The organism is bacterium (genome assembly GCA_020440705.1).
GTDB lineage: Bacteria > Krumholzibacteriota > Krumholzibacteriia > LZORAL124-64-63 > LZORAL124-64-63 > JAGRNP01.
The window spans coordinates 1-7,817 of sequence record JAGRNP010000151.1; the positions used below are offsets into that span (position 1 = coordinate 1).

Below are 7,817 nucleotides of genomic sequence, written 5' to 3' on the forward strand. Positions count from 1 at the left end.
CTTCAGCGCCATCGTGACCGTCGGCGACGGCAAGGGCAAGGTCGGCGTGGCCATGGGCAAGGCGAACGAGATCGCCGACGCCATCCGCAAGGGTGGCGAGGGTGCCCGCGCGGCGCAGATCTCCGTGCCGATGCAGAACGACACGATCCCCTACCAGGTGGTCGGACGCTTCGGCGCCAGCCGCGTGCTGCTGAAGCCCGCCAGTCCGGGTACCGGCGTCATCGCCGCCGGCGGCGTGCGCGCCATCCTCGAGGCGGCCGGCGTGAAGAACATCCTCACCAAGCAGCTCGGCTCGCGGAATCCCAACAACGTGGTCAAGGCCACGATGGACGGGCTGCGGCAGCTGCGCACGGTGGAGGACTTCGCGGCCAAGCGCGGCCTGAGCGTACCCGAGGTGCTCGGTCTGCCCAAGCCGTCCGGCAGGAAGGCCGCTCCCGCCCCGGCGGAGGCCGCGGCCGAGACCGCCGAGACCAAGGAGTCCTAGATCATGAGTGCGAAGCTGAAGATTACCCAGGTGCGCAGCGTCATCGGTCGTCCCGAGAAGCACCGCCGCATCATCGAATCGCTGGGCCTGAAGCGGAACCAGACTTCCGTGGTCCACGACGACACGCCCGCGATCCGCGGGATGGTGTTCAAGGTTCGCCATCTCGTGAACGTTGAAGAGGTGAATTAGACATGCTGAAGCTGAACAACATCGGGGCGCCCAAGGGGGCGAACCGGGACAAGAAGCGCCGCGGTCGCGGTCCGGGCTCCGGCCAGGGCAAGACCGGCGGGCGCGGGCACAAGGGCCAGAAGGCCCGCAGCGGCGGCGGCATCCCGCCCTGGTTCGAGGGCGGTCAGATGCCCCTGAACCGCCGTCTGCCCAAGCGCGGTTTCACGAACATCTTCAAGAAGTCGTACCAGCTGGTGAATCTGGACGAGCTGGAAACGCGCCTCGACGCGGGCAAGGTGGACGCCGAGACCCTGGCGAACGCCGGCCTGATCAAGAACCCCACGCTCCCGGTCAAGCTGCTGGGCAGGGGCAAGGTCGAGAAGTCGTTCCAGATCGAAGTCGCCAAGGCCAGCAAGGCGGCCGTCGCCGCGGTGGAAGCCGCGGGCGGATCGGTCACCGTCACTGGTTGAGGGAGTCCCCCGCGGGGAACCCCGGGTAACGTCCAGAAAAAGGAAGCTCTGCCTTGAACATTACCAGCAGCTACCAAAGCATGTTCAGGATCCCCGAACTGAAGCGGCGGCTCCTGTTCACCGGTCTGATCCTGTTGGTCTACCGGCTGGGGGGGCACGTCCCCACGCCGGGCATCAACCGGGCGGCCCTCGCCTCGTTCTTCGACGCCCAGTCGGGCTCGCTGATGGGGCTGTACGACATGTTCTCCGGCGGCAACCTCCGTCAGGCCACGATCTTCGCGTTGGGCATCATGCCGTACATCAGCGCCTCGATCATCTTCCAGCTTCTCCAGGCCGTGGTGCCGTACTTCGAGAAGCTGGCCAAGGAAGGCGAAGAGGGCCGCAAGAAGATCACCCAGTACACCCGGTTCGCCACGGTCGCCCTCGCCGCGATCCAGAGCTTCGGCATGGCGGCCGGCCTCGAGCAGATGGCCGGCGGGATCGTCACCAGCCCGGGCCTCGGCTTCAAGCTGCTGACCATGATCACGCTCACCGCCGGCACGGTCTTCGTCATGTGGCTCGGTGAGCAGATCACCGAACGCGGCATCGGCAACGGCATCTCGCTGATCATCTTCATCGGGATCGTCGCCCGCTACCCGACCGACATCCTGAACACGGCGCAGCAGCTGGCCAGCGGCGACATGCACATCGTCAAGGCCCTGCTCATCGGCGCCTTCATGCTGCTCGTGATCGGCGGCATCATCGCCATCACCCAGGGGCAGCGGAAGATCCCGGTCCAGTACGCCAAGAAGATCGTGGGGCGGCGCGTCTACGGCGGGGCCAACACCCACATCCCGCTGAAGGTCAACACCGCCGGCGTGATCCCCATCATCTTCGCCCAGTCGATCATCATGTTCCCGGCCACGCTGATGAACATCTTCCCCGATTCGGGCTTCTTCACGACCCTCGGCGGCCTCTTCCGGCCGCCCAATCCGGTCTACGTGATCGTGTACTCGGCCCTGATCATCCTGTTCGCCTACTTCTACACCGCGGTGATCCTCAACCCGGTCGACCTGGCGGACAACATGAAGAAGAACAGCGGCTTCATCCCCGGCGTGCGCCCGGGCAAGAAGACCGCCGAGTACATCGACCGCGTGCTGACGCGGGTGACGCTGCCGGGCGCCATCTTCCTGGCGATCATCGCGATCCTGCCGGACCTGATGATCAGCTTCCTGAACGTGCCGTTCTACTTCGGCGGCACGGGCCTGCTGATCGTCGTCGGCGTGGCGCTGGACACGCTCCAGCAGATCGAGTCGCACCTGGTGATGCGGCACTACGACGGATTCATGACCAAGGGTCGCCTGCGGGCCCGGAGGTAGCGGTATGAACATCGTCATCATGGGGCCCCCGGGCGTGGGGAAGGGAACCCAGTCCCACGCCATCGTCACGAGCAAGAAGGTCGTCCACATCTCCACCGGCGACATGCTGCGCATGGCCATCCGGAGCGGCACCGAGCTCGGCCTGAAGGTCGAGACGGTGATGAAGGCGGGCGACCTGGTCTCGGACGAACTGATGATGGAGATCATCAAGGACCGGCTCTCCCAGGATGACGTGAAGAACGGGTGGCTGCTCGACGGCTTCCCCCGGACGTTCTACCAGGCCGACGAGTTCACCAAGATGCTCGACGAGATCGGCCAGACGATCCACGCGGTGCTCGTCATCGACGCCCCGGCCGAGGAGATCGTGCGCCGCCTGAACGGCCGCATCACCTGCCGGGCCTGCAACGAGGTCATGAACCTGACCGGATTCGCCTCGGTCAGCCCGCAATACTGCCCCTTCTGCGGCAAGGACAAGGATCCGAAGCGCGAAGGGAAGTCGGCCCTCTACCAGCGGGCCGACGACAAGGAAGAGACCATCCGGCATCGGCTGGAGATCTTCCGCAAGAAGACCCTGCCGGCCGCCTGGTGCCTCGAGGAGCGCTATCCGCTCCACGAGATCGACGGCCTGGGCACCCCCGAGGAAGTCGGGGCGCGCATCGCCAAGGCCCTGGGCTAGACGGGATTCGCGTGAGCTGGAGCAGGCAGAGAATCAATTTGAAGTCGGCCGATCAGGTTGACAAAATGCAGGCCAGCGCCGAGATTTTGGCTTCTGTCTTCCTCGCGATCCGCGAGATGGTGGTCCCCGGGGTCACCACGGGGGAGATCGACGAGGCCATCGAATCCCGCATCAGGGAAGCTGGCTGTGTCCCTTCGTTCAAGGGATACCACGGCTTCCCTGCGTCTGCCTGCATCTCGGTCAACGAGGAAGTGGTGCATGGGATCCCGGGCGACCGGGAGCTGTTGTCGGGCGACATCGTCGGCATCGACATCGGCGTCCTGAAGGACGGTTGGCACGCCGACAGCGCCGAGACCCTGGCCGTGGGCGAGATCGACCCGGAAGCGGCGCGGCTGCTGCAGGTGACCCGCGAGTGCCTGGAGAAGGGCATCGCCGCCATCGCGGTCGGCGAGCGCATCTCGGCCATCGGGTCGGCCATCGAGAAACACGCCCGGGCCGAGGGGTTCTCGGTCGTCGAGTCCCTGGTGGGCCACGGCATCGGCCGCGAGCTGCACGAGGACCCGCAGGTGCCGAACTTCCGGGCCTTCAACCACCCCGACCCCGTCATGGAGGAGGGGCTGGTGATCGCCATCGAGCCGATGATCAACGCGGGCACCAAGCGCGTGGTCACGGCCCGGGACGACTGGACGATCCTCACCGCGGATCGCCGGCTGTCGGCCCACTTCGAACACACGGTCGCGGTCCTGGCGGACGGTCCGCGGATCCTGACCCGGCGCGGCGCCGGCGTCGCGGCTTTCTGAGAGGCGGACGGACATGGCCAAGGAAGAAGGAATCAGCGTCGAGGGCACGGTCATGGAAGCCCTGCCCAACGCGATGTTCAAGGTCCAGCTGGAGAACGACCACGTGGTGCTGGCCCACGTTTCGGGCAAGATGCGCATGCATTTCATCCGCATCCTGCCGGGCGACAAGGTGACGGTGGAGTTGAGTCCCTACGACCTGACCCGGGGCCGCATCACCTACCGCTACAAGTAGATCCGGACTACTGGAGCCGGACTACCAGATCCGGACAGGCAAGGTCGGGCGCGGCGCAGTCGGCGTCCCGAGCAGGAGGAAGAGACGATGAAGGTTCGCAGTTCGGTCAAGAAGATCTGCCCGAAGTGCAAGGTGATCCGGCGCAACGGCGTCGTGCGTGTGATCTGCGTCACGCGCCGTCACAACCAGCGTCAGGGTTAGCCGGAGAGGATCCCCCGGACGACGGCGTCCACTGTCCGGAACCGGGATCGCAACAGGACGAAAGGAGCCATGGTGGCACGTATTGCCGGTGTGGATATTCCGAACAACAAGAGGATTGCGACGTCGCTGACGTACATCTACGGCATCGGTACCTACCGGGCCCAGGAGATCTGTACGAAGGCGAACATCGACCCCGAGACCAAGACCCGCGACCTGACCGAAGAGCAGACGCGTGGGATCATCGGGATCCTCGACAAGGAATATCAGGTCGAAGGTACCCTGCGTACCGAAGTCGCGATGAACATCCAGCGTCTCATGGACATCGGATGCTATCGGGGTCTGCGGCACAGGCGCAAGCTGCCCTGCCGGGGCCAGAACACGAAGAACAACGCCCGTACCCGCAAAGGTCCGAAGGGCCGTCCCGGCGGCAAGAAGTAGCCGGGCGGCGTTTGCTTGACGGCGCTCCGGCGCCAGGAGGTTGAAAGTGGCTACTGCCAAGGACAAGAGGGGCAAGGCGAAGTCCAAGAAGAAGAAGCTCGACAGCGTGGGCGTGGCCCACGTCAAGAGCAGCTTCAACAACACCCTGATCACCATGACCGATCTGCAGGGCAACGTGATCACCTGGTCGTCCGGCGGACACCAGGGTCGCTACAAGGGCAGCCGGAAGTCGACCGCGTTCGCGGCGCAGCTGGCGGCCCGGTTCTGCGCGCAGGAAGTCCTCGCGGGCGGCATGCGCAAGGTCGAGGTGTGGGTGAAGGGTCCGGGCTCGGGGCGGGAAGCCGCCGTGCGCTCGCTCAAGGCCGAGGGCCTCGAGGTGACCCGGATCAAGGACTGCACCGCCATCCCGCACAACGGCTGCCGGCCCACCAAGCGGCGGCGGCTGTAATCTTCAAATTTACGTGGTCGGCCCCGGATGAGAACCGCAGCCGGCCAGGAGGTTCACAAGAATGGCTAGGTACACCGACGCGAAGTGCAAACTTTGCCGGCGTGAGGGGATGAAGCTCTTTCTCAAAGGCGAGCGCTGCTACAGCAGCTCGTGCGCCATCGAGCGCCGGCCGTACGGGCCGGGCGAGCATGGTCGCCGCCGCGGGCGTAAACCCTCGGACTACAAGCTTCAGCTTCGTGAGAAGCAGAAGGTCCGCTCGATCTATGGCGTGCTGGAACGGCAGTTCCGCCTGTACTACGCGGAAGCGAACAGGCGGCAGGGCCCGACCGGCGAGAACCTCTTCAATCTCCTGGAGAAGCGCCTGGACAGCGTCCTCTATCGGCTCGGCTTCGCGCCCAGCCGTTCCAGCGCCCGCCAGCTGATCCGGCACAAGCACGTGCTGGTCGACGGCGTGGTTTGCGACGTGCCGAGCCGGCAGGTCCGCGTGGGCCAGCAGGTCAGCATCCGCACGAAGAGTCAGAACATCCCGCAGATCGTCGACGCGGTGAAGGCCAACGCCAAGCGCGACCGCCTTCCCTTCGTCCAGGCGGACGAGAAGAAGCTCACGGGCTCCCTGCTCAGTGAGCCGCAGCTCGCCGATCTGCCCATCCCGATCCAGGAGAACCTGATCGTGGAGCTCTACTCGAAGTAACGGCTGAACAGAGCAGAAGGGATGGAAGATTCTATGAAGTGGGTCAACATGATGATGCCCGAGCCCGTTCGGGTGAACAAGGAGACGCGTTCGGAGACGTTCGCCGAGATCGAGATCGCGCCCCTCGAGCGCGGCTTCGGTCACACGCTGGGCAACGCCCTGCGGCGCACGCTCCTGTCCTCGATGCACGGCCACGGGATCACGGCCGTGCAGATCGAGGGTGTCAAGCACGAGCTGAGCACCGTGCCCGGCGTGCTCGAGGACGTCACCGACATCGCGCTGAATCTCAAGCAGGTCGTGTTCAACCTGTCCGACGCGCCGTCCGGATGGGCGACCATCGAGGTCGAGGGACCCGGTCCCGTGACCGCCGGCCACATCAACGGCCACCCCGACCTCGAGATCGGCAACACCGACCACGTGATCTGCACGCTCACCGAGGCCGAGAAGTTCTCCGCCCGGGTCTTCATCGACCTCGGCCGGGGCTACGTCGACCGCGAGCAGCATCACATCCCGGACGAGATGATCGGCGTGATCCGGCTGGACACGAACTACTCGCCCGTGCGCAAGGTCAGCTTCCGGGTCGAGGACACGCGTGTCGGTCAGCGCACCGACTACGACAAGCTGATCCTCGGCATCACCACCAACGGGGCGGTCAAGCCCGAGGACGCCATCGGCTTCGCCGCGAAGATCCTCAAGGACCAGCTCCAGACGTTCATCAACTTCGACGAGGCGCCCATCGACGCCCAGGAAGTGGAAGTGAACGAGGAGCAGGAGCGCCTGGTGGAGCTGCTGTCGCGCAACGTCGAGGAACTCGAGCTCTCGGTCCGTTCGGCCAACTGCCTGAAGAGCGGTCACATCAAGACCCTCTTCGACCTGGTGACCAAGAACGAGCAGGAGATGCTCAAATTCCGCAACTTCGGGCGCAAGAGCCTGAACGAGATCGGGGAGATTCTCGAAGGCATGGACCTGTCCTTCGGCATGACCTTCGACCCGGAAGTCGCCGAGCGCGTGCGCGAGGTGACCGGCAACTAGATCCGGTCGCCTCGGCGGCCCAGGCCCAGTATCCAATAGTCCAGAGGATGGAATAGAGTCATGCGACACAATGTTTCCGGACGCAAACTGAACCGCACTCCGGCTCACCGGAAGATGCTGTACCGGAACCTGGTGACCGCGCTGTTCAAGCACGAACGCATCCAGACGACGGTGCCCAAGGCCAAGGAGGCCCGCATCGTCGCCGAGAAGCTGATCACCAAGGCCAAGAAGGGCGACCTGCACTCGCGGCGCCTGGCGGCCCGCAAGGTCAATGAGCCCGCGGTGCTGCAGAAGCTCTTCGGCGAGATCGGCCCGCGGTACGCGGACCGTCCGGGCGGCTACACCCGGATCATGCGGCTCGGCCCCCGCAAGGGCGACAACGCCGAGCTCGCGATCCTGGAGCTGGTCGACGGCCACCCCCGCAAGAAGGTGACCGACACCCTCAAGCGGAAGCGGGCCCGGAAGATCCTGGCGGCCGAGGAGAAGGCGGAGGCCCAGGCGGCCCTCGTCGAGGCCAAGGAAGCCGCCGACGCCGCTGCGGAGGAGGCCCCCGAGGCCGCCGCCGACGACGCGGACGAGACCAAGCCCGAGGACTAGTCCTCCCGCGCCGGTCTCCGCCTCCGGGGTTGTGCGCAACCCGACCGAAACCGGAACCGGACCTCGTCCCACCTCGCAACCCCCCGTGCCCCGGCGCGGGGGGTTGCCTTTTGCCCCGTCGCCGCGGCCCGCTTCGCCCGGTGTCCCGCCGCGGCGACGGAGGCCCGGCCCGGTGTCCCGCCGCGGCGACGGAGGCCCGGCCCGGTGTCCCCGGCGCCCTGC

At 65.8% G+C, this 7,817-nt stretch carries 13 protein-coding genes; all 13 read left to right on the forward strand.

From position 1 onward, the window contains the following. Nucleotides 1-484, forward strand: a 484-nt coding sequence (locus KDM41_16080; protein MCB1184946.1) for a 30S ribosomal protein S5, incomplete at its 5' end; no start/stop codon positions are given. Nucleotides 485-487: 3 nt separating this feature from the next. After that, nucleotides 488-673 carry a 50S ribosomal protein L30 gene (gene rpmD / locus KDM41_16085; GenBank protein ID MCB1184947.1) on the forward strand — a complete coding sequence of 62 codons (186 nt, stop codon included), beginning with the start codon at nt 488-490 and terminating at the stop codon, nt 671-673. A 5-nt stretch (nt 674-678) separates the two neighbouring features. Beyond that, nucleotides 679-1,122 (forward strand): 50S ribosomal protein L15, encoded by a 444-nt coding sequence (gene rplO / locus KDM41_16090; protein ID MCB1184948.1) that lies wholly within the window; start codon nt 679-681, stop codon nt 1,120-1,122. A 53-nt stretch (nt 1,123-1,175) separates the two neighbouring features. Continuing rightward, nucleotides 1,176-2,480, forward strand: coding sequence for a preprotein translocase subunit SecY (gene secY / locus KDM41_16095; protein MCB1184949.1), 1,305 nt, complete (start codon nt 1,176-1,178; stop codon nt 2,478-2,480). A 4-nt stretch (nt 2,481-2,484) separates the two neighbouring features. After that, entirely contained in the window at nt 2,485-3,156 is a 672-nt protein-coding gene (locus KDM41_16100; protein MCB1184950.1) for an adenylate kinase, read from the forward strand. 65 nt (nt 3,157-3,221) lie between these two features. Continuing rightward, complete coding sequence (gene map / locus KDM41_16105) at nt 3,222-3,956, forward strand: type I methionyl aminopeptidase (protein ID MCB1184951.1); 735 nt, start codon at nt 3,222-3,224, stop codon at nt 3,954-3,956. Nucleotides 3,957-3,969: 13 nt separating this feature from the next. Then, nucleotides 3,970-4,188: a translation initiation factor IF-1 gene (gene infA / locus KDM41_16110; protein MCB1184952.1), complete on the forward strand. Its 219-nt coding sequence runs from the start codon at nt 3,970-3,972 to the stop codon at nt 4,186-4,188. An 87-nt stretch (nt 4,189-4,275) separates the two neighbouring features. Continuing rightward, the gene (gene rpmJ, locus KDM41_16115) at nt 4,276-4,389 is read left to right on the forward strand and encodes a 50S ribosomal protein L36 (protein ID MCB1184953.1); all 114 of its coding nucleotides are present in this window, start codon (nt 4,276-4,278) and stop codon (nt 4,387-4,389) included. Nucleotides 4,390-4,461: 72 nt separating this feature from the next. Beyond that, nucleotides 4,462-4,827 carry a 30S ribosomal protein S13 gene (gene rpsM, locus KDM41_16120; GenBank protein ID MCB1184954.1) on the forward strand — a complete coding sequence of 122 codons (366 nt, stop codon included), beginning with the start codon at nt 4,462-4,464 and terminating at the stop codon, nt 4,825-4,827. A 46-nt stretch (nt 4,828-4,873) separates the two neighbouring features. Further along, nucleotides 4,874-5,275: a 30S ribosomal protein S11 gene (rpsK, locus tag KDM41_16125; GenBank protein MCB1184955.1), complete on the forward strand. Its 402-nt coding sequence runs from the start codon at nt 4,874-4,876 to the stop codon at nt 5,273-5,275. Between the two features lie 61 nt (nt 5,276-5,336). Next, nucleotides 5,337-5,966, forward strand: a complete 630-nt coding sequence (rpsD, locus tag KDM41_16130; GenBank protein ID MCB1184956.1) for a 30S ribosomal protein S4 — start codon at nt 5,337-5,339, stop codon at nt 5,964-5,966. A 21-nt stretch (nt 5,967-5,987) separates the two neighbouring features. Next, nucleotides 5,988-6,998 carry a DNA-directed RNA polymerase subunit alpha gene (locus tag KDM41_16135; protein MCB1184957.1) on the forward strand — a complete coding sequence of 337 codons (1,011 nt, stop codon included), beginning with the start codon at nt 5,988-5,990 and terminating at the stop codon, nt 6,996-6,998. Between the two features lie 60 nt (nt 6,999-7,058). Continuing rightward, nucleotides 7,059-7,595 carry a 50S ribosomal protein L17 gene (rplQ, locus tag KDM41_16140; GenBank protein ID MCB1184958.1) on the forward strand — a complete coding sequence of 179 codons (537 nt, stop codon included), beginning with the start codon at nt 7,059-7,061 and terminating at the stop codon, nt 7,593-7,595. Nucleotides 7,596-7,817: the final 222 nt, after the last annotated feature.